Raw genomic sequence first — 17,862 nt, 5'->3', positions numbered from 1 at the left:
TCTGAATAGTTATTTTGAATAAAGATGAGTTAAATCTAATTCTTTTCTTAAATGAGTAATATTTCTACACTTTTGTGTGGATTCCACATGTTTTGTGTTATTTTTCAATTAATTGCTTATATCTTAATGGGTTGATTGTTAGGTGATTGAGTTTTGTTTGTTTTGGAGATTACCTTTGGAACAGTTATTACTATATAACTAAGTGTAGAAGTAATTCAGTAACCCAATGAAAAAGTTACAAATGATAATAGCGATTGTAGTAAGTATTTTTTCGGCACAGGGTGTTATAGCTCAAGACGAATTAGCTGTTCTTAATAACGATTTTGAATTTAACGACGATTTTGAATTTCGAAATTATGAATATGAACAACAAGAATATACAGAGATTAATATTGTAGAGTTGCCTCTATCAATTCAAGAAGCAGCAGCTAGAGATTTTAATACATTAAGAATTATAAAAGCATATTTGTCTAAAGATAATACGTATAAAATTGTTTTGCAGAGTAAAGAAGGTGAAACAAAAGTTGTATTTGCAAGTACTAATGGCAAATGGATAAAGCCTAACGACAATAAATCTTAAATCTAGGGGTAGAAAAAGATATCGTTTGATAACTTAAGGACGATATAAAGTTGTTTAGTGCTAAAAAAGAGACTCAATCCCAAGAGTCTCTTTTTTTATGTTTTTATTAAAATTAAGGGTTTTAAAATCGTATTTTTATATATTAACTTTTTTTTACGGTAATAAATTATAAAATATGCCTAAGATATTAATTGTTGAAGATGATGTAGCTTTTTGTACAATGCTTAAGACTTTTTTGCAGAAAAAAGAATATGAGGTTTTTACAGCATTTTCTGGTAATGAGGCGATTCCAAAAATTAAAACACACACATTTGATGTTGTACTTACAGATGTAAGACTTCCTGATACCGATGGGATTACGCTATTAGATGAAATATTAAAATATAATTCTAGTACCCAAGTTATTATAATGACAGGGTATGCAGAGATAAATATGGCAGTTAATGCTATTAAACAAGGTGCTTTTGATTACGTTTCTAAGCCTTTTAATCCAGATACTATATCACAGACCATAGAGAAAGCTATACATAATACTAATACTTTTTCTGATACTACTAAAGAATTTAAAAACAAGAGCGTATCCTCTAAATCTAAAATGCCACAAAATGCTAACAACTCTTTTGTGAGAGGTGTTAGTGATGCCTCTAAAAAATTAAATGAGTATGTCGCTTTAGTAGCTCCTACTCGTATGTCTGTTTTGGTAATAGGAGATAGTGGTACCGGAAAAGAATATGTGGCAAGCAGTATTCATAAAGCAAGTAAACGATCAGATAAACCTTTTATAGCTGTAGATTGTGGAGCAATACCTAAAGAAATAGCTTCTAGTGAGTTTTTTGGTCATATAAAAGGATCTTTTACAGGAGCTGTAAATGATAAAATGGGACATTTTGAAGCTGCAAATGGAGGTACATTGTTTTTGGATGAAATAGGGAACCTAAGTTATGAATTACAAGTTCAACTGTTGAGAGCTCTTCAGGAGCGAAAAATTAAACCAGTAGGTAGTAATAAGGAAATAGAAGTTGATATCAGAGTGATAGTAGCAACTAATGAAGATCTTAGTCATGCGGTAAAAGAAGGAGAGTTTAGAGAAGATTTATATCATAGATTAAATGAATTTTCTATAAAAGTACCTCCATTTAGAGATAGAATTGAAGATTTAATGCTTTTTGCTAATCACTTTTTAGAAGAATCAAATATTGAGTTAGAGCGGCAAGTAGTTGGATTTGCAGACGAGGTATTAGAAGCATTTAAAAAATATAACTGGCCTGGTAATTTAAGGGAATTAAAAAATATAGTTAAACGTTCTGTTTTACTTTCTCGAGGAGATATGATTACATTAGATGTGCTTCCTAATGATATTGCATATGCATCGCATAACGCAAAACAAACCTATGGATTGTTCAAAAATCAAAACGAACAAGAACTAATCCTTGATGCATTAGAAAAATCAAATGGAAATAAAGCTAAAGCTGCAAGAATGCTTTCAATAGATCGAAAAACACTATATAATAAATTAAAACAATACGATATTAGTCTTTAGTGTTTTGCTTTTAACTTATCTATTAAGCTTTCAATTTTTTCAATACCATTAGTGGTTAGGTTTAATATTGAATCTGTATCAAGGTGATATTTGCTAGGATGTTCTAGTTTTTCTAAAATGGATACTACTTCTTTTGCTTTAATTTGTTTAAACATTGGGATCATCTTATGCGCAATCGTTTTAATATGATCTATATTTCTTTTTTTAATTGAAACTTTTAATTCATTAATATTATCGATAGTACTTTGATGAAATGTGTTTAGTATGGCATAAAGAGAGTCAGTATCGCCTTGTGCAAAAAGCATTAAATCACTAAGTGAGTAGTGCTCATTTACAAGCGAATTAGGAGGTGTATTATGAGGATGATTCGCAATTGTAACGTTAAAAACTTCTGCAATTAGATTAATTAATTCCTGAGGAGCATATGGTTTTTGTAAACTGGCAGTAAAACCTGCATTTTGATATTCTAAAAAAGAAGTATCTGTTCGTCCAGATAAGGCAATAATAGGCAAATTAGATTGATCAGGATTGGTTTTTATAATTTCTAGCAGCTCAAAACCATTCATTTTAGGCATTTGAATATCAGTAAGAACAAGGTCGTATTGATTTGCTTGTAATAAAGAGACCGCTTCAATACCATTCTTGCAAATATCATAAGTTAATCCAGTTAACGTAACTACCTCACTCGTTAATGTAAGTTGACTAGGGTCATCATCAACAATTAAAACTTTTTTGTTTGTGAAGTTCTGTATTTTAGTGATTTCAGGATCTTCTTCAGGAACTAATAAACTAGAGCGTTTAAGGGGGATATAGAAAATAAATTCACTTCCGACACCAAGTTTACTTTCTAATTTAATTTGCCCATTTAGAAGTTTAATTATTTTTTTTGTAATTGCAAGTCCTAAGCCAAACCCTCCATATCTTTTTTCTGTATTGTCATCTCCTTGAGAAAATTCTTCAAAAATATAATGTTGTTGTTCTTTAGTAATCCCGATTCCGGTATCTTTTACAGATACTACTAGTTGTTCTTTGGATGCATTATTTATACTGATTTTACTATCAATAGTTATCGAGCCTTCATCAGTAAACTTATAAGCATTGTTAATCAAATTTGTTAGCACTTGTTTTATTCTAAAAGGATCTCCTAGATATTGTTTTTTTAATTGATCATCTGTTATGATTTTGATAGTAAGATTTTTGTTGTCAGATACAGGAATAACGCTAGATATTGTGTTTTCTATTAATTCTTTTGGTGAAAAAGGTAGTTTTTCGATGACCATTTTTCCAGCTTCAAGTTTTGATAAATCTAGAAGGTCGTTTACTAAATGAAGAATATAATCAGATGATTTTTTAAGATGTTTTAGGTAATGTTTTTGCTTATTATCAAGTCCTGTCCTTTCTAATAAATCAGAATATCCTATAACTGTATTTAGTGGAGAGCGAAGATCATGGGTAACTGTATTGATTAATGATTCTCTTGTTTTTAAGAGAGACTCTGTATATGTTTTCTCAGCTTCGAGTTCAATTCTGTATTTTTGACTTTTAGATACGTCCTTAGTGATTAAAAACAAAAATAGAATAGCAATCAATAAGCTTATTCCAGCAATTACGATAATAATATTAGAAGTGTTGTTTAAAACCTGATTAGAAGCTTCTAGTCGAGCAAAATATTGCTTTCTTTCATTACGATCTATAGCAGCAAGGAGGTCTCGTAATTGTTTTGTAATAATTTGATCGTTTTTAAGTAATTCATTTTCTTTTACTGATACCTCTTGTTTATATTTTTTGTCTTTTTGTTCAAGTTCAACAAGTACTTGTTTTACAGAAGTTGCTAATGAATCAACAGTCTGATTTGTGAGTCGTTTTGCATTATCCTTTTTAGTATATTCTAGGATATTTATTAAAGCTCTTCTAGTACGAGGGTCATATTTTTTAAATCTAATATTGTAATTAGAATATCCATCAAAACTTTTGTTTACTTTTTTTAGTTCATCAATAGCAGTTTCATATAAGCCTTTTTGTTTTCGTTGTTCATAAACAGTAATCAGCTCTTCAAGGTTTTTATTCTTACTATCAATAAGATACTTTATACTATCAATCTTATGTGTTTGTAGTGTATCATCAGATATTTCAGAAACCTTGTTAATTGTCTGTAATATAGTATCTATTTTATTTTTATAGATATCAAATTTTGTAATATCAGAGGTTTGAATGATGTTTCGATTTAAACTTTCAGCCTCATACAACCCAGTTATAGCTTCACCTATAAGAAATAGTTTCTCATTATTTTCATTTTTTATTTCGGTGATTTGAGTATAATTATTTAGTTGCTGATAGATTACCCAAAAAGTGATTACAGCTAGTAAACCAGCAAGAAGATAGCCAGCAATAATTTTATAAGTAACCGATCTTTTTGTATTCTTCATGACATTTTTATAACTTCAAAAATTGTAAGACATTGTTTTATACTAAATAAATGTACAATAAATCAATAAAACAAAGTACTTTTGCGCCAAAATCTCAAAAGGGGTGCTAAAATCGTAAGACTAAGCTGAGATCATACCCAATGAACCTGGGCAGATAATGCTGCCAAGGGAATGCTATATTTTGAAGATGTTAAAAGAACATTTGTATAATGATAGCAATATACTTTTAAAAGTACAGTAACCAATAATTATTTTTAATACAGAATAATAACCCCTTTTATTCGTGATGAATTTTTACGAATGAAAAATATAGTATTTTTTCTTACACTTTTAATGTTGAGTACTACTCTAGTAGCTCAAGAAAAACAAGTAGATTCAATATCAACTAAACTTGAAAAATTAGATGAAGTTTTGGTAAAATCTGTTAGAGTAGAAGCAGATTCTCCAATTACCCATTCTAATCTCTCTAAAGCAGAGCTTGCAACGCGCAATTTAGGACAAGATATTCCTATTTTATTAAACTATTTACCAGGAGTAGTAACCACTACTGATGCAGGAACAGGAGTTGGGTATACCTATATTAGAGTACGAGGTAGTGATGCATCTAGAGTAAATGTTACCTTAAATGGAATACCGTTTAATGACTCAGAAAGTCAAGGTACATTTTGGGTCAATCTTCCTGATTTCGCCTCTTCAATAGAAAACCTTCAATTACAAAGAGGTGTAGGAACCTCTACTAATGGGTCAGGAGCATTTGGAGCCAGTTTAAATTTATTGACAGATGCAGTTTCTAAGACTGCTAATGCAGAAATATCCAATACAGTTGGATCTTTTGGAACTAGAAAGCATACTTTAAAATTTAGTACAGGATTACTTAATGATCATATAGAAATAGCAGGGCGTTTATCAGCGATAGCTTCTGATGGATATATAGATCGTGCTTCATCAGACCTAAAATCATATTTTTTACAAGGATCTTATATAAACAACAAGACCTTGATTAAAGCAATTACTTTTGGAGGGCATGAGATTACTTACCAATCATGGAACGGTATTGATAAAGCTACATTAGAATCTAATAGAAGATTTAATTCAATAGGATTTCAATATGATGATGAAGGGAGTTTTCAAAAATTTTATGATAGAGAAGAAGATAATTATAAGCAAGACCATTATCAATTGCATTGGAACCAGAAGTATAATAATAATTGGTCAACCAATCTAGGTTTAAATTATACATACGGAAGAGGATATTTTGAGCAGTATGTAGATTCATATCATTATACAAACAATCTGTTTTCCAATCAGGCTACACTAGGTTTTTTAGGAGTAGATCCAGTTAGTGTCAACGGAGAAAGGATTACAGAAACAGATTACATTCGTAGAAGATGGTTAGATAATGATTTTTATGTAATCAATGCTAGTGTGAATTATAAAAAAGATAATCTAGATGTTGATTTTGGAGGGTTTTATAGTGTATATAATGGAGATCATTTTGGAGAAATTCTCTGGACAGAAAACCCAATAGGTTTTCAGCAAGGAGATCGGTATTATTCTAGTGATGGAAAGAAAAATGAGTTTACCATGTTTGGAAAAACCACATATAAAATCAATAATCAGTGGAGTGCATTTTTAGATCTACAAGGTCGTTTTGTAACGTATGAAACATCAGGTCTTACTTCTAAAAGAAAAGCTATAGCAGTTGACAAAACCTATGATTTTTTTAACCCAAAACTGGGAGTAACTTTTAAGATTAATAATTCTAATAGTACATATGCTTCCTTTGCAGTAGCAAATAGAGAACCTCGAAGAGATGATTTTGAAAACGGAATTGATACTGCAGAGAGATTAAATGATATAGAATTAGGATGGAGGTATACTAAAAATATGGTAAAAGTGAATACCAATATATACTATATGGGATATAGAGATCAATTAGTATTAACAGGAGCATTGGATGATGTAGGAGCACCAGTACGAGCAACAAGTGGAAAGAGCTACCGTTTAGGGATAGAAATAGATGCAGATATAACTTTGGGAGATAAATTTATAGTAAAACCTAATATAGCTATTAGTACTAATAAAAACATAGATTTTATTACCTCTAGAGACGGTAGTTTAGTAAATCTGGGAGATACAGATATATCATATTCCCCTAATTTAGTAGCAGGTAATATGTTTATTTATCAACCTATAAAAAATCTTCAATTAGGAGTACTGTCTAAATACGTAGGAGAGCAATATATGGGTAATATAGACAGTAAAGTCTCTAAGTTAGATAGTTTTTTTATAAACGATATTAATATAGTGTATGAGATCAAAGATATTTCTGTTTTTAAATCTATAGTATTTACAGGATTAGTTAATAATATTCTTGATAAGAAATATGTGTCTAATGGCTACTTTTTTACATTTGATGATGATTTTTCTAATCCAGGAATAATAACCACTATAGAGGGAGCAGGGTTTTATCCTCAGGCAGGAATTAACTTCTTGCTAGGAGCAACATTAAAATTTTAAACTAAAAAAGAGAGATTAATATAATTTTAGTACTTTTATAGCATAAACTTTAGGGGTGATCTTAACTCTAGTTAGATCTGAGAAATACCCTTTGAACCTGATACGGTTAGTACCGACGAAGGGAAAAGTAAATAGTACATCTTAAAAGGATGTAGTTTTTCTTCTTCAAATAGGTAAATATTACCTAAAGTTTATGGATTTAATAAAAAAGATGATGACCATAAACGTTAATAATCAACCACAGTCAATTGTAGAAAACAGTTCGATATCAGAACTATTGGAACATCTAAATATTGTAACCAATGGAGTTGCTATTGCTATTAATAATGAAGTTGTTTCTAAAGAAGATTGGACAACAAGATTTTTACAAAAAAAAGATCAAGTAACTATTATCCGAGCAACACAAGGGGGATAAAAGTTGATAAGAATAAAAAAAATAAATCTAAGATATAACAGCGAATTTCCACAACCTCTAAATCAATATTTATGAAGAAAAAAGATACTGCACCACAGGGAAATGTAATTTCTACAAAACCATTTCCTAGTTCTAAAAAAATCTATGTCCCAGGAACTATTCATCCGCAGATTAATGTGGCGATGCGTGAGATTGCATTAGAGGATACGTCTGATAGTTTTACAGGTAAAAAAACATCTAATCAACCCGTAACAGTATATGACACTAGTGGACCATATACAGATCCATCAAAAGATATAAACGTACATGATGGTATTGAGCCAATACGAGAACAATGGGTTTTAGACCGTGGAGATGTCGAAGAGTTAGATAGTTTTTCTTCAGAATATTGTAATAAAAGATTACAAGATTCTAGCTTAGACCATTTGCGATTTAATCATTTACGTAAACCAAAAAGGGCTAAAAAAGGAAAAAACGTTTCACAAATGTATTATGCCAAACAAGGAATTATTACTCCCGAGATGGAATATGTGGCAATACGAGAAAATCAAAAATTACAAGATGTAAAACGCTTATCAGATCAGCACCCAGGTCAAGATTTTGGAGCAAGTATTCCTGATGTAATTACTCCAGAATTTGTAAGAGAAGAAGTAGCTAGAGGTAGAGCAGTAATACCTTCTAATATCAATCATCCAGAAGCAGAACCCATGATTTTGGGAAGAAATTTTTTAGTGAAAATTAATGCTAATATTGGAAACTCTGCAACAACCTCAAGTATCGAAGAAGAAGTAGAAAAAGCAGTGTGGGCATGTCGTTGGGGAGCAGATAATATTATGGATCTTTCTACAGGACAGAATATCCATGAGACTAGAGAATGGATTATTCGTAACTCTCCCGTACCTATAGGGACAGTACCTATATACCAAGCATTAGAAAAGGTGAATGGTAAAGCAGAAGACCTTACATGGGAGATTTTTAAAGATACATTAATAGAGCAAGCAGAACAAGGAGTAGATTATTTTACGATTCATGCAGGAGTACGATTAGCATATGTGCCAATGACCGCAAAACGTATTACGGGGATTGTCTCTAGAGGAGGATCTATTATGGCAAAATGGTGTTTAGCACATCATAAGGAAAGTTTCTTATATACTCATTTCGAGGAAATCTGTGAAATCATGAAAGCTTATGATGTCGCATTCTCATTAGGAGATGGGTTACGTCCTGGTTGTATTGCAGATGCTAATGATGAAGCACAGTTTGCAGAACTGGAAACCTTAGGAGAACTTACTAAAATCGCATGGAAACACGATGTACAAACTTTTATAGAAGGACCCGGTCATGTGCCAATGCATATGATTAAAGCCAACATGGATAAGCAATTAGAAGCCTGTGGAGAAGCTCCTTTTTACACATTAGGACCTTTAACAACTGATATTGCACCAGGCTATGATCATATCACTTCTGGTATTGGAGCAGCTATGATAGGCTGGTACGGTACAGCAATGCTATGTTATGTAACTCCAAAAGAGCATCTAGGATTACCTAATAAAGAAGATGTACGTGTAGGAGTAATTACATACAAACTAGCAGCACATGCAGCTGATTTGGCAAAAGGACACCCAGGAGCACAACATCGAGATGATGCCCTAAGTAAAGCACGATTTGAATTTCGCTGGGAAGATCAGTTTAATCTAGCATTAGACCCAGAAAGAGCAAGAGAATATCATGATGAAACATTACCAGCAGAAGGAGCAAAAATCGCTCATTTCTGTAGTATGTGTGGCCCAAAATTCTGTTCTATGAAAATATCACAAGAAGTGCGAGAATATGCTGCAAAAAAAGAAATTGACGATCAGAAAGTATTTGAAACAGGAATGCAGGAAAAAGCAGAAGAATTTAAAGAAAAAGGAAGCGAAGTATATCTGTAAAGGAGTTGATTTTTTAAGAACTTATTCCTGTTGTACTGCTACCTGATACCTTTTTTGTAGTCCTTAGATAAAAAATAAAAAGGACTACAAAAAAGACGTCACTGCGATCAAGGCTAGATTATAAGATTTATAATGTTTTAAAGATGGACGATCAATTGATAATCGAACCCTGTAAAAAAGAGAATATTAAAAAAATTGTTGATGGAATTAATCAATATAATCTAGATAAAGTGCCAGCGCTTTCTGATGTTTGGACACCATTAGAATATGTTGCTAAAAATCAAAAAGGAGAAGAAGTAGCTGGAGTATTATCAGGAATAGGTTACTGGAGTGGATTAGAGATAAAAGTCCTATGGGTTAAAAAAGAATATCGAAAGAAAGGAATTGGAAGCCAAATTTTAAAACATGTGGAAGAACTAGCCAAAGAAAAAGGAGCTACGATTTCAATGCTAGACACATTTGATTTTCAGGCAGAAGAGTTTTATCTAAAAAATGGATATGTAGTAATTGGAGAGATTAAAGATTTTCCAAAAGGGCATCGACGAATTTATTTTTCAAAAAAATTGACTAAATAAAAAAATGGTACTAGTAATTACATCAGAGAAACCATTACCTAATGAAGCAAAGCAGATTAATGATTTGTTCGGTGCAGGTTTAGAAATACTACATTTACGTAAGCCCACCTTTACTATTGATGGATATCGAGGAGTATTGGATCAAATTGATCAGCAGTACCATAATCGGGTTATGATCCATCAGTTCCCTGAATTAACAATGGAATATAAACTACGAGGGATACATTTACAAGAACAAACTCGACTGGATTTTGATCCATCTGCTTTAAAGGCGACTATATTAATTTATAAAAATAAAGGATTCTCAGTAACCAGTTCTTTTCACTCTAAAGAAGATATTATTGCTTATAGTAGCATGGATTTTGAGTACGTTTTATTAAGCCCTGTTTTTAGTTCTATTTCTAAAGAAGGATATCAAGGAAAAGGATTTGATGTAAACGATATGAATGAATTTGTAGTAGGAATGGGAGGTGTTAATGAGCACACCTTACAAGCGATACATGATTTAGGGTATAAAGGAGTAGGCGTATTAGGAGGAGTATGGAATACCGAGAATTCATTACAAAGCTTTAAAACAATTTATGACGCATATACGACTATAATTAGTTGATTAAAATTGATAGTTAGTAATGAAACAACACCCAAATATACTTACTATTGCAGGCTTTGATCCATCAAGTGGAGCTGGGCTTACAGCAGATATCAAAACGATAGAAGCATTAAATGGATATGGTTTGGCGGTTTGTACCGCTAATACGATCCAAAATGATCTAGAGTTTAAGTCCTGTCATTGGGTTGATATTGGTGTGATTAAAAATCAAATAGAAGTATTGTTTGATCGATTTTCTATAGATTATGTAAAAATAGGAATCGTTCAAAATTGGGGAGTACTTAATGAGATTATCGATTTTTTATTAGAAAAGAATAATAAAATTAAAATTGTTTTGGATCCAGTACTACGATCTAGCTCAGATTTTGAATTTCATGATGATAGTGGTGAAAATGAATTTGATCAAATACTTAAAAAAATCTATCTATTAACACCAAATTATCAAGAAATAGAGAGCCTATATGTTGATAAAACCATTAATGAAACAATTAAACATATCAGTGAGAAAGCCCATCTTTTTCTAAAAGGAGGACATAGAAAAAAAGATATAGGTAAAGACGAGCTGTTCACTCAATTAGGAAAACAATATGTGTTAAATCCTAAAAATCATAACATATCAGAAAAACACGGTAGTGGTTGTATATTATCCTCTGCTATTACAACATATTTAGCATTAGGTTTTTCTTTGCTAAAAGCGTGTTATAGAGGAAAAAGATATACTGAGAAAGTACTAAGTTCTAATACTAGTTTATTAGGATATCATGGGATTTAGAAGTTAAAGAATAAGAAACGATGATAGGAGAAATACACTTACAATATGTGTCCCAAGGAAAAACGCCACAAGAACACCTTCATAATATAGAAGAGGTTTGTAAAGCAGGAGGAAAATGGATACAACTACGTCTTAAAGATGTAGATATGGCTACATACTTACATACAGCAATGCAATGTCGTACTATATGTGATCAGTATGAGGCGATTATGATTGTCAATGATACTATAGATGTAGCAAAAGCAGCTATGGCAGATGGTGTGCATCTGGGGTTAGAAGATGTAAACCCTAAAGAAGCTAGGCAATTTCTGGGAGACAACTTTATTATCGGAGGTACTGCAAATACGATAGAAAATTGCATCCAACATATCGAAGATGGAGTAGATTATATTGGACTAGGACCCTATCGATATACCGCAACCAAAAAGAAATTAAGCCCAGTATTGGGAGTCGAAGGATATAAAAAAATAATGTCAGGATTACAGAGTAAAGACCTAGAGATCCCTTTAGTAGCTATAGGAGGAATTGTAGTAGAAGATATTACTGCACTTATGAGAACAGGTATATCAGGGATTGCAGTCTCAGGAATGTTAACTCATAAAGAAAACCTTGCAGAACAGATACAGAATATAAAAACACTAATGATATAAGTGCTAATAGCTAAGAATAATGGATACATTAAAAATTGCAGACAAGGAGTTCTCATCACGCCTATTTACCGGAACAGGAAAATTTAGCTCTTCTCAATTAATGAAAGATGCATTGCTAGCTTCAGAAAGTGAGCTAGTTACTGTAGCATTAAAACGTGTAGATGTGAATAATGAAAATGATGATATATTACATCACTTAGAACATTCTAGAATAAATTTACTGCCAAATACCTCTGGAGTTAGAGATGCTAAAGAAGCTGTTTTTGCAGCGCAATTAGCAAGAGAAGCATTAGAAACTAATTGGATAAAATTAGAGATTCATCCAGATCCAAAATACCTACTGCCAGATCCTATAGAAACTCTAAAAGCAGCAGAAGAACTAGTAAAACAAGGGTTTGTAGTAATGCCATATATCCATGCAGACCCTGTTTTATGTAAACGATTAGAAGAAGTAGGCGCACAGTGCGTAATGCCTTTAGGTGCTCCAATAGGAAGTAATAAAGGATTAAAAACCTTAGAGTTTTTAGAGATTATAATAGATCAAAGTACAGTCCCCGTTATAGTAGATGCAGGTATTGGAAGTCCATCGCATGCATCATCTGCTATGGAGATTGGAGCAGATGCAGTATTGATAAATACCGCTATTGCAGTATCCAAGCAACCAATAGTAATGGCAGAAGCTTTTAAAATGGCAGTACAAGCTGGTCGTATGGCATATAACGCAAAATTGGCACCTATAAAACAGCATGCCGAAGCTAGTAGTCCGCTAACCTCATTTTTAACAAGAACCTGATATCTGATACTAATTTAATAATGAAATCTTTTAAGCATATATTTGAACAATACCAATGGGATGAAATACTTTCGGGTATTATGACTAAGACAGAAACAGATGTTCTCCATGCTCTTGCTAATTCTAAAAGAAGCCTAGAAGATTTTAAAGCATTAATTTCTCCTGCAGCAAAGCCATATTTAGAACAGATGGCACAAATAAGTAGTAATAGTACTAAAAAACGATTTGGAAATACAATACAGATGTATGCTCCAATGTACCTAAGTAATGAATGCCAGAATATTTGCACCTACTGTGGGTTTAGTATGACTAATGCAATTCCAAGAAGGACATTAACAGATGAAGAGGTTCTAAAAGAAGTAGCATTTTTGAAATCAAAAGGGTATGATCATATTCTTTTGGTAACAGGAGAAGCTAATAGAACGGTAGGGGTAGATTACATCAATAATGCAATACGATTAATACAGTCAAAATTTGCAAATATAACCATAGAGGTACAACCAATGGATCAGTCAGACTATGAGTTATTAATTGATAGTGGTTTGTATGCAGTATTAGTCTATCAAGAAACATATCATAAAGAAGAATATAAAAAGCATCACCCTAAAGGGCGAAAATCTAATTTTGATTACCGATTAGAAACCCCTGATAGATTAGGTAGGGCAGGGATTCATAAAATAGGATTAGGAGCTCTTTTTGGATTAGAAGATTGGAGAGTTGATAGTTTTTTTACAGCACTTCATCTAAATTACCTCCAAAAAGTATATTGGAAAACAAAATACTCGATCTCATTTCCTAGATTAAGACCGCATAGTGGAGGGTTAGAACCAAAAGTGGAAATGACAGATGCTGATTTGGTACAATTAATATGTGCATTTCGATTATTGGATGAAGATGTAGAACTATCCATGTCTACAAGAGAGAGTGAGCTTTTTAGAGAACATATTGTAAACTTAGGAATTACCTCTATAAGTGCAGAGTCTAAGACTAATCCAGGTGGATATGCAGTAGAACCTCAGTCCTTAGAGCAATTCGAAATTTCGGATGAACGATCTACAGAAGAAATTGTAGCAATGCTAAAAAGCAAAGGATTAGAAGTGGTCTGGAAAGATTGGGCATATAACTGGCAGTAAGTTATGATGTCTTACTAAAAAATATATAGCCAAATTTTTGGTGTATATCTTGTTTAGTAAGTTTTTTAATTAGTAATAAATAAATTGTTTCCATCTCTTCGTATCTTGTAACGCCTTAATCCAAACCTTCCATCGCCAGAAGTTTGTTGCCCAGTAATAATATTATAGCTGTTTCCATCTTTACAATTACAAGTAGCGGTAATTCCTTCTATAGATTGTGCAGAACAAGAACTAGGAGTGTGGTTAGGATCACTGAGCTCAAAAGCACTATATTGATCACCAGTAATATGATAAATGATAATACCCTTTATACTTCCGTTTTCTGATTTGTCTACAAAATGATTTCCATCAAATTTAAGAGGATTATATTCTGGCAAATTAAGATTTATCTGATAATTAATATTAGAAGGCGGTAAGAATTGATTGTTATCATTTCGATCATCATTACTACAGGATATAACTAAAAATATACTTATTAAAAACAGCGTTTTTTTCATGATATGGATATTGTTTGGCAAATTACGGAAATTTGCAATCAACAGTAAAATTTTTATTATCTTTGAATAACAGATCCCATTGCTATGGGATTTTTTGTATTTATATAAACGATGAAGTTATGAGCAAAGTATCTTATTATACTGCCGAAGGGTTAAAAAATTTAAGAGACGAATTAGGTCAGCTTAAGGATATAGAACGTCCAAAGGCTTCTCAAGCAATAGCGGAGGCACGTGATAAAGGAGATTTAAGTGAAAATGCAGAATATGATGCCGCAAAAGAAGCACAGGGATTATTAGAAATGAGGATTTCTAAATTAGAAGCAACTCTTGCTAATGCACGATTAATTGATGAGTCTCAATTAGACACGTCTAAGGCATTGATTCATTCTACAGTAAAAATTAAAAATCAAACGAATGGAGCTGAAATGACTTATAAACTGGTAGCACAAAGTGAAGCAGATCTTAAAACAGGAAAGATATCTGTAGATTCTCCTATCGGAAAAGGGCTTTTAGGAAAGAGTGCGGGAGAAGTAGCAGAAATTCAGGTTCCTAACGGTGTTATGAAGTTTGATGTTGTAGAAATTACAAGAGAATAATAATAGCTATTTTTAGTAGATACTATCACCTTTTTTTATTTTTTAAAAAAAAGGTTTTTTTATGGTTTTGACTTACAGATAAATAAACTATATTTCGAAAACCGTAATCTAACTAAAATTTAAGTAATGTCTACCCTGTTTACTAAAATTATTAATGGCGAAATTCCATCGTACAAAGTTACCGAAGATGAGAATTATTATGCCTTTTTGGATATTAATCCAAACTCAAAAGGACATACACTGTGTATTCCTAAAATTGAAGAAGATAAAATTTTTGATCTAGCTGAAGATAAGTATCTTGATCTAATGAGCTTCTCTCGTAAAGTAGCCAAAGCTATAGAAAAAACAGTAGCTTGTAAACGTGTAGGAATTGCCGTTGTAGGCTTAGAAGTTCCTCATGTACACGTACATTTGATACCACTAAATGAAATGAAAGAAATGACTTTTCAGCATAAAATCTCTATGTCAGATTCAGCTTTTAAAGTACTGGCAAAAGAAATTCAATCGAATTTATAATGTATGCAAGCATCGGATTTTAAATTATCCCTAAAACTTCGGATTGATTGGAGTGAGATGGATACGTATCAGCACGTAAATAATGTAAACTTTATGAAGTATATGCAGAGTGCACGTGTTCAATTTTGGGAAGTAACAGGTTTGGCAAAGCTGTATGCCGAAACCAAAAAAGGGCCTATGCTAGTATCTACCAAATGTGACTTTAAAAATCCTTTGTTTTTTCCAGGAAATGTAGAAGTAAGAACAAAACTAGAATTTATTAAAAATTCTAGTTTTGGATTATATCATGAGTTATATAATGATGATGGTATACTATGTGCAGAAGGGCACGACGTAGCAGTTTGTTTTGATTTTAATGTAAATAAAACGTTTTTGATAACAGATGCCTTACGAGATATTATGAAACAATATTAAAAACTAAGGGGTTAAATTAAAAAGAGCAGGTTGATAAAAATAAATGTATGCTCCAGTAGCTATCACCAATACGATTAATAATAGAATATAAAATAGTGCAGTAAAATATAATGATCCAGAAGTATTACAAGTAATTGTTTTTTTGTGATAGTCATATACTCTTTCAATATCTGTAGTCCACTGTCCAGGAAAAATTTGATTTTCACATTTACTACAGTTGATACTTTCAATGATAGTTCCTTTTGTTTTAATCAAAAATTTTGATTTTAATCTTTGCTGTTTAAAAGAGAGCACCATCCCATCTGTAGAATAACATTCAGGACAATTATTTGTAAGAGCTGCTTCTTTTAATATAATATACTCGCTTTTCACTTTGTTTAGATTTGATTTTCGATTAAGAGTTCTTCGATTTAACTTCTTTGAGATTAAACATGTGATCTAAAGTGTAGATGTGATATTTTTAATGTTTAATTGATAATCTTATAACGAAGGGATAAAAAAAATGTTATATTTTGTATAGACATTTATACGAATTGCGATTCTATTTTTTTATGATAAAATCAAAGAATAGATAATATTTATAGAGAGCTATAAAACAGAATTTATTCTATAGTTTCGGATTTACGAAGTATGATCTGAAAAGTAGTGCCTTTTCCTAGATCTGATCTAAGTACTTTGATTTTTCCTAAATGATATTCTTCTATAATTCTTTTTGATAATGAAAGTCCGAGCCCCCACCCTCTACTTTTGGAAGTATAACCGGGTTCAAAAATTTTGGTGAATTTACCTTTAGGAATACCTTTTCCTGTATCTGTAATTCCTATAAATACTCGTTTTGAATCATCTGTAAGATCAACTTCAAGGTCCCCTTTTCCTCTCATTGCATCAATTGCATTTTTTACAAGGTTTTCAATTGTCCAACTATATAACTGGGGGTTTAATGAGACATGAATAGGTGTCTCGGGTAAATTGAGTGAAAAATTAATTAATTTAGAACTTCTGGATTGAAGATATGTATAAGCATTTCGAGTCTCTTCGACAATATCAACTTTTTCGAGATTAGGAATAGATCCAATTTTAGAAAAACGTTCCGTAATCACTTTTAGACGTTCTATATCTTTATCTATTTCTAATATATACTCAGGGTTTACATTTTCAGTTTTAAGAATCTCATTCCATCCTACTAAAGAAGACAAAGGAGTTCCAATTTGATGTGCAGTTTCTTTAGCCATACCTGCCCATAATTTATTTTGCTGACTAGCTTTAGAGGTTGTAAAAAAGAAATAAATCACCCCAATCAGTAAAAATATAATTATCGCTATGGTCATTGGATAATACTTTAATTTATTTAAAATATCAGAATTCCCGTAATAGATATATTGTACACTACCCTTTAAGTCGATTTCGATAGGTTCGTTTTCGGATTTGATTTTTTTTAAATATGATCTGAGTTTATTTTCATTATTAACCACACTTTGAGATAAATTTTGAAAATAACTAGGATCTGGTTTTTTTAAAGAATCCCTAACAAAATCTCCTTTTGAATCTGTAATAATAATAGGGATAGATTTATTAGTAGCTCCTATGATAATAGAAAGTTCTAGGTAATCATCAGATTGTTCACTATTTAATGCTTTTTGTGATTGTGCCCATATCTGAATTTTGGTCCGTTCATCATCCTTAAGACGTTGTATGAACAGGGATGTGTTCCATAAAACAAGGCCAGTTATTACTAAAACAGCTATAATGATAAAATAGCTGGAAAAATTACGCTCATCAGAAAAATTCATATAGCTCTGTTAACTAAATCCTAAATATAAACGTTTTAATACAATTTTATTGTTCTTAAAATAGAATACTAAAACCTGTTTATATAATAACTCTAAAAAATTAA

At 31.7% G+C, this 17,862-nt stretch carries 18 protein-coding genes and 1 riboswitch; of the genes, 14 read left to right on the top strand and 4 right to left on the bottom strand.

The genetic code is table 11. From position 1 onward, the window contains the following. Positions 1-226 precede the first annotated feature (226 nt). Both N456_RS11030 and N456_RS11025 read left to right on the top strand, forming a co-directional pair. Complete coding sequence (locus N456_RS11030) at positions 227-580, top strand: hypothetical protein (protein ID WP_062056849.1); 354 nt, start codon at positions 227-229, stop codon at positions 578-580. Between the two features lie 175 nt (positions 581-755). Then, the gene (locus N456_RS11025) at positions 756-2,120 is read left to right on the top strand and encodes a sigma-54-dependent transcriptional regulator (RefSeq protein WP_062056847.1); all 1,365 of its coding nucleotides are present in this window, start codon (positions 756-758) and stop codon (positions 2,118-2,120) included. On the opposite strand, the gene N456_RS11020 is transcribed toward N456_RS11025, so the two are convergent. After that, positions 2,117-4,546, bottom strand: coding sequence for an ATP-binding protein (locus tag N456_RS11020; RefSeq protein WP_062056845.1), 2,430 nt, complete (start codon positions 4,544-4,546; stop codon positions 2,117-2,119). The genes N456_RS11025 and N456_RS11020 overlap by 4 nt on opposite strands. A 300-nt stretch (positions 4,547-4,846) precedes the next feature. Here N456_RS11020 and N456_RS11015 point away from each other — a divergent pair, with 300 nt between their 5' ends. From N456_RS11015 to thiH, 9 genes are all read left to right on the top strand, one after another. Then, positions 4,847-7,066 carry a TonB-dependent receptor gene (locus N456_RS11015; RefSeq protein WP_062056843.1) on the top strand — a complete coding sequence of 740 codons (2,220 nt, stop codon included), beginning with the start codon at positions 4,847-4,849 and terminating at the stop codon, positions 7,064-7,066. Positions 7,067-7,107: 41 nt separating this feature from the next. After that, a riboswitch (TPP riboswitch) is annotated at positions 7,108-7,207 on the top strand. A gap of 52 nt (positions 7,208-7,259) precedes the next feature. Then, the gene (thiS, locus tag N456_RS11010; RefSeq protein WP_240315515.1) at positions 7,260-7,481 is read left to right on the top strand and encodes a sulfur carrier protein ThiS; all 222 of its coding nucleotides are present in this window, start codon (positions 7,260-7,262) and stop codon (positions 7,479-7,481) included. Between the two features lie 71 nt (positions 7,482-7,552). Further along, entirely contained in the window at positions 7,553-9,412 is a 1,860-nt protein-coding gene (gene thiC / locus N456_RS11005; RefSeq protein ID WP_062056841.1) for a phosphomethylpyrimidine synthase ThiC, read from the top strand. A 143-nt stretch (positions 9,413-9,555) separates the two neighbouring features. Next, positions 9,556-9,987, top strand: a complete 432-nt coding sequence (locus tag N456_RS11000; protein WP_062056839.1) for a GNAT family N-acetyltransferase — start codon at positions 9,556-9,558, stop codon at positions 9,985-9,987. Between the two features lie 4 nt (positions 9,988-9,991). Next, positions 9,992-10,597: a thiamine phosphate synthase gene (locus N456_RS10995; RefSeq protein ID WP_062056837.1), complete on the top strand. Its 606-nt coding sequence runs from the start codon at positions 9,992-9,994 to the stop codon at positions 10,595-10,597. A 19-nt stretch (positions 10,598-10,616) separates the two neighbouring features. Then, positions 10,617-11,369, top strand: a complete 753-nt coding sequence (locus tag N456_RS10990; RefSeq protein ID WP_062056835.1) for a hydroxymethylpyrimidine/phosphomethylpyrimidine kinase — start codon at positions 10,617-10,619, stop codon at positions 11,367-11,369. A 20-nt stretch (positions 11,370-11,389) separates the two neighbouring features. Continuing rightward, a complete protein-coding gene (locus N456_RS10985; RefSeq protein ID WP_062056833.1) occupies positions 11,390-12,019 on the top strand; it encodes a thiamine phosphate synthase in 630 nt (209 codons plus the stop codon). 16 nt (positions 12,020-12,035) lie between these two features. Next, positions 12,036-12,812, top strand: a complete 777-nt coding sequence (locus N456_RS10980) for a thiazole synthase (RefSeq protein WP_148639293.1) — start codon at positions 12,036-12,038, stop codon at positions 12,810-12,812. A gap of 20 nt (positions 12,813-12,832) precedes the next feature. Further along, positions 12,833-13,945 carry a 2-iminoacetate synthase ThiH gene (gene thiH / locus N456_RS10975; protein ID WP_062056829.1) on the top strand — a complete coding sequence of 371 codons (1,113 nt, stop codon included), beginning with the start codon at positions 12,833-12,835 and terminating at the stop codon, positions 13,943-13,945. Between the two features lie 65 nt (positions 13,946-14,010). Here thiH and N456_RS10970 read toward each other — a convergent pair whose 3' ends face one another. Further along, on the bottom strand, positions 14,011-14,442 hold the full coding sequence (locus N456_RS10970) for a Rieske (2Fe-2S) protein (protein WP_062056826.1): 432 nt from the start codon (positions 14,440-14,442) through the stop codon (positions 14,011-14,013). A 119-nt stretch (positions 14,443-14,561) separates the two neighbouring features. Between N456_RS10970 and greA the strand changes: the two genes are divergently transcribed. The 3 genes from greA (at position 14,562) to N456_RS10955 (ending at position 15,968) form a co-directional block, all read left to right on the top strand. Beyond that, positions 14,562-15,038, top strand: coding sequence for a transcription elongation factor GreA (gene greA, locus N456_RS10965; RefSeq protein ID WP_062056824.1), 477 nt, complete (start codon positions 14,562-14,564; stop codon positions 15,036-15,038). A 126-nt stretch (positions 15,039-15,164) separates the two neighbouring features. Beyond that, positions 15,165-15,554 (top strand): HIT family protein, encoded by a 390-nt coding sequence (locus N456_RS10960; RefSeq protein ID WP_062056822.1) that lies wholly within the window; start codon positions 15,165-15,167, stop codon positions 15,552-15,554. Positions 15,555-15,557: 3 nt separating this feature from the next. Further along, entirely contained in the window at positions 15,558-15,968 is a 411-nt protein-coding gene (locus N456_RS10955; protein WP_062056820.1) for an acyl-CoA thioesterase, read from the top strand. Between the two features lie 3 nt (positions 15,969-15,971). On the opposite strand, the gene N456_RS10950 is transcribed toward N456_RS10955, so the two are convergent. Both N456_RS10950 and N456_RS10945 read right to left on the bottom strand, forming a co-directional pair. Further along, complete coding sequence (locus tag N456_RS10950; protein WP_062056818.1) at positions 15,972-16,340, bottom strand: hypothetical protein; 369 nt, start codon at positions 16,338-16,340, stop codon at positions 15,972-15,974. 230 nt (positions 16,341-16,570) lie between these two features. Beyond that, entirely contained in the window at positions 16,571-17,758 is a 1,188-nt protein-coding gene (locus N456_RS10945) for a sensor histidine kinase (RefSeq protein WP_062056816.1), read from the bottom strand. Positions 17,759-17,862: the final 104 nt, after the last annotated feature.

This window comes from Aquimarina longa SW024, assembly GCF_001401755.1.
GTDB lineage: Bacteria > Bacteroidota > Bacteroidia > Flavobacteriales > Flavobacteriaceae > Aquimarina > Aquimarina longa.
This window is presented reverse-complemented; position numbering and strand designations above follow the sequence as displayed.

Excerpts from the sequence above, each read along its gene's own strand:
- N456_RS10945 (WP_062056816.1), bottom strand. The coding sequence starts at position 17,758 with ATGAATTTTTCTGATGAGCGTAATTTTTCCAGCTATTTTATCATTATA.
- greA (WP_062056824.1), top strand. The coding sequence starts at position 14,562 with ATGAGCAAAGTATCTTATTATACTGCCGAAGGGTTAAAAAATTTAAGA.
- N456_RS11030 (WP_062056849.1), top strand. The coding sequence starts at position 227 with ATGAAAAAGTTACAAATGATAATAGCGATTGTAGTAAGTATTTTTTCG.
- N456_RS11020 (WP_062056845.1), bottom strand. The coding sequence starts at position 4,546 with ATGAAGAATACAAAAAGATCGGTTACTTATAAAATTATTGCTGGCTAT.
- N456_RS10955 (WP_062056820.1), top strand. The coding sequence starts at position 15,558 with ATGCAAGCATCGGATTTTAAATTATCCCTAAAACTTCGGATTGATTGG.
- N456_RS10995 (WP_062056837.1), top strand. The coding sequence starts at position 9,992 with ATGGTACTAGTAATTACATCAGAGAAACCATTACCTAATGAAGCAAAG.
- N456_RS10990 (WP_062056835.1), top strand. The coding sequence starts at position 10,617 with ATGAAACAACACCCAAATATACTTACTATTGCAGGCTTTGATCCATCA.
- N456_RS11000 (WP_062056839.1), top strand. The coding sequence starts at position 9,556 with ATGGACGATCAATTGATAATCGAACCCTGTAAAAAAGAGAATATTAAA.
- N456_RS10960 (WP_062056822.1), top strand. The coding sequence starts at position 15,165 with ATGTCTACCCTGTTTACTAAAATTATTAATGGCGAAATTCCATCGTAC.
- N456_RS10985 (WP_062056833.1), top strand. The coding sequence starts at position 11,390 with ATGATAGGAGAAATACACTTACAATATGTGTCCCAAGGAAAAACGCCA.
- thiH (WP_062056829.1), top strand. The coding sequence starts at position 12,833 with ATGAAATCTTTTAAGCATATATTTGAACAATACCAATGGGATGAAATA.
- N456_RS10970 (WP_062056826.1), bottom strand. The coding sequence starts at position 14,442 with ATGAAAAAAACGCTGTTTTTAATAAGTATATTTTTAGTTATATCCTGT.
- N456_RS11015 (WP_062056843.1), top strand. The coding sequence starts at position 4,847 with ATGAAAAATATAGTATTTTTTCTTACACTTTTAATGTTGAGTACTACT.
- thiS (WP_240315515.1), top strand. The coding sequence starts at position 7,260 with ATGGATTTAATAAAAAAGATGATGACCATAAACGTTAATAATCAACCA.
- thiC (WP_062056841.1), top strand. The coding sequence starts at position 7,553 with ATGAAGAAAAAAGATACTGCACCACAGGGAAATGTAATTTCTACAAAA.
- N456_RS11025 (WP_062056847.1), top strand. The coding sequence starts at position 756 with ATGCCTAAGATATTAATTGTTGAAGATGATGTAGCTTTTTGTACAATG.